We start from the raw sequence: 2662 nt of genomic DNA, 5'->3' as shown, positions 1-2662 counted from the left end.
GGACTCGAACCTCCACGCCTTGCGGCACACGGACCTGAACCGTGCGCGTCTACCAGTTCCGCCACCTGGGCAGGTGTCGTGAGGGGCGATGTAAAGCGGGCGTCATGCACTGTCAACGGGGGTTGATCGGGAAAACACCTAAATCCGCATTTTCCGATTCAAGGCAGCCGGTTGCGCGGAATCCAATGGGTTTTGTTGCTTGTCCGAAGGCGCTGGGGGGGGTATGCAGACAAACGAAGGCACTGCGTTCCAGATGGAGGCAAGACGGATGAGCAAACTGGTCACGATCTATGGCGGTTCGGGTTTTGTCGGGCGTCATATCGCGCAGCGGATGGCCCATGCAGGTTGGCGGGTGCGGATCGCGGTGCGGCGGCCGAATGAGGCGCTGTTCGTGAAAACCTATGGTACGGTTGGCCAGTTGGAGCCGGTTCTGTGCAACATTCGCAATGATGCCTCTGTCCGCGCGGCGCTGCTTGGCGCGGATGCGGTGGTCAATTGCGTCGGCACCTTTGACAGTCGGGGCAAGAATAGTTTTGACGCGGTGCAGGCCGAAGGTGCAGGGCGGGTCGCGCGATTGGCGGCGGCGGAAGGGGTGCACAATCTTGTGCAAATCTCTGCCATCGGTGCGGAGATCGAAGCGGCAAGCCAATATGCCCGCAGCAAGGCGCAAGGCGAAGTGGCGGTTCGGGAGGCGTTCCCAAATGCGGTGATCCTGCGGCCCTCGGTGATTTTCGGGCCTGATGATGGCTTTTTCAACCGCTTTGCCTCGCTGACCCGATTTGGCCCGATCCTTGCGATTGCTGGCGGCAACACCCGGTTTCAGCCGGTCTATGTCGATGACGTGGCAGAGGCGGCGGCGAAGGCGGCAATGGGTCAGGCGGCCCCCGGCATTTATGAGTTGGGCGGGCCGGAAACCAGCAGCCTGCGCGATCTGACCCAAGCGATGCTGGCGGAAATTCAGCGGCGGCGATTGGTTGTCAACCTGCCGTTCTTTGTGGCGCGGATCATCGCGGCCCTACTGGATTTCGGGTCTTTCGTGACGGGTGGACTTGTCCGCAATCGCATCCTGACCCGCGATCAGGTGGCCTCGCTGCGGGTGGATTCCGTGGTATCGGACGGAGCCAAAGGGTTCGCCGATCTTGGCATTACGCCTACTGCGATGGAGGCGGTTCTGCCGGAATACCTGTGGCGTTATCGCCCGTCCGGGCAATATGCAGCCATCAAGAACAGCGCCAAAAACCTGCACAAAGCCTGACTCCGGGAAGCACATATCATGGTCGACACGACGATTGCCTCGCTGTTTCTGGGCGTTCTTGAAGGTTTGACAGAGTTTATTCCGGTTTCCTCCACCGGGCATATTTTGCTCGCGGGGCATTTCATCGGTTTTGAAAGTGCGGGGAAAACCTTTGAGGTCGTGATCCAGCTTGGTGCTGTCTTGGCGGTACTGTCGGTTTATGCCGCAAAACTCTGGGCGTTGTTTTCGGCGGCTCCGCATGACCCGGCGGCGCGGCGGACCATTCTTTCGGTATTGATTGCCTTTCTGCCAGCGGTGTTCATCGGGGTTCTGGCGCATGATTTCATCAAGGCGGTGCTGTTTGAAAGTCCGCGCCTGATTGCAGTGATGCTGATCCTCGGTGGCATTGTTCTGGTCTTTGTCGATCGGATTGCGCCACCGCCCCGCTATGAGGATGCGATGAAATTTCCGTTGGGGATGTCGCTGAAAATCGGCTTCATTCAATGCCTTGCGATGATTCCGGGTGTGTCGCGTTCGGGTGCGACCATTGTTGGGGCGTTGATGCTGGGGGCAAGCAAACGCGCTGCGGCGGAGTTTTCGTTCTTTCTGTCGATGCCGACAATGGCCGGGGCATTTGCCTATGATCTTTACAAGAACCGTGACGTGCTGGACGCGGGGGCTGTCAATGAAATCATGATCGGCTTTGTCGCAGCTTTCATCGCGGCGGTTCTGGTGGTGCGTTGGCTGCTGGGCTATGTCAGCCGTCATGGCTACGCGCTGTTCGGCTGGTGGCGAATCATTGTAGGTTCCGTGGCGTTACTGGCACTTTCGCGGGGATATTGAGGTATTAGGTAAGCAATGGTTACCTAAAAATAGGAAAAAACGGCAACATAACTGACCTTCTACGCAAAATAGTGCCATTTAGGTAAGCATTACTGACTTTTATTCCCTATGTGACCGTGTACTAAGGCCGTCTTAGCTGATCCGTCAAAGGGAATAACTAGATGGCCAAAGAACGGATGCTCCGCTTCGTGACGGTTGATCGGGAAATGCCTGAAAAGCGCACATCCGATCTACGCTCCCAGGATTTCCATGAGATTTACCGGCAGTTCGCTGCGGACAAGGCCGCCGAACAGGCAAGCCGGTGCAGCCAGTGCGGCGTGCCGTTTTGCCAATCGCATTGTCCGTTGCACAACAACATCCCCGATTGGCTGCGCCTGACCGCCGAAGGCCGCTTGCAAGAAGCGTATGAACTGTCGCAAGCCACCAACACTTTTCCCGAGGTGTGCGGTCGTATCTGCCCGCAGGACCGGCTTTGCGAAGGCAATTGCGTGATCGAACAGGCCGGGCATGGCACCGTGACCATTGGCGCGGTGGAGAAATATCTGACCGATCTCGCTTGGGAAAACGGCTGGGTCTTGCCGATCA

2 protein-coding genes and 1 pseudogene are annotated in these 2662 nt (G+C 57.8%); all 3 read left to right on the top strand.

Annotated features, from left to right (window positions below; all coding sequences use genetic code 11):
- Positions 1-268: 268 nt before the first annotated feature.
- Positions 269-1255 carry a complex I NDUFA9 subunit family protein gene (locus L0H65_RS17975; protein ID WP_301460583.1) on the top strand — a complete coding sequence of 329 codons (987 nt, stop codon included), beginning with the start codon at positions 269-271 and terminating at the stop codon, positions 1253-1255.
- Positions 1256-1273: 18 nt separating this feature from the next.
- Positions 1274-2077 carry an undecaprenyl-diphosphate phosphatase gene (locus tag L0H65_RS17970; RefSeq protein WP_301460582.1) on the top strand — a complete coding sequence of 268 codons (804 nt, stop codon included), beginning with the start codon at positions 1274-1276 and terminating at the stop codon, positions 2075-2077.
- Between the two features lie 161 nt (positions 2078-2238).
- Positions 2239-2662: pseudogene (locus L0H65_RS17965) on the top strand (NAD(P)-dependent oxidoreductase); the annotation flags it as partial.

It is taken from the genome of Pseudorhodobacter sp. (assembly GCF_030452865.1).
Taxonomy (GTDB): Bacteria; Pseudomonadota; Alphaproteobacteria; order Rhodobacterales; family Rhodobacteraceae; genus Pseudorhodobacter.
This window is presented reverse-complemented; position numbering and strand designations above follow the sequence as displayed.

What these genes read in the sequence shown, in the direction of transcription:
- L0H65_RS17975 (WP_301460583.1), top strand. Translation starts at nt 269, where the DNA reads ATGAGCAAACTGGTCACGATCTATGGCGGTTCGGGTTTTGTCGGGCGT.
- L0H65_RS17970 (WP_301460582.1), top strand. Translation starts at nt 1,274, where the DNA reads ATGGTCGACACGACGATTGCCTCGCTGTTTCTGGGCGTTCTTGAAGGT.